Annotated in this window: 1 pseudogene; it reads left to right on the top strand. The window is 43.2% G+C overall.

From position 1 onward, the window contains the following. Positions 1–273 (top strand): annotated as a pseudogene (locus SB749_RS19425) (hypothetical protein); the annotation flags it as partial.

Below are 273 nucleotides of genomic sequence, written 5' to 3'. Positions count from 1 at the left end.
GCTGTGAGTGGTCAGGTACGCCAGACACCATAAATATCAAGGCCAAGTCAGCAGATTTTAAATCGTCATTAAAGTCTGGCCATAGCGAGTCTTATCACAATAAAACGCTTGGTGATGTTGCAGACATCATTGCCAAGCGTCAACAATTAGAGCTATCGATCAAACTAGATCTGGCCACTATCACTGTTGGCCACGTTGACCAAACAGATGAATCTGACATCCACTTGCTAACACGTCTATGTTATCAATATGGCGCAGTGGTAAATATCAAGC

This window comes from Brevibacterium sp. SIMBA_078, from assembly GCF_046534565.1.
Lineage (GTDB): Bacteria > Actinomycetota > Actinomycetes > Actinomycetales > Brevibacteriaceae > Brevibacterium.
This window is presented reverse-complemented; position numbering and strand designations above follow the sequence as displayed.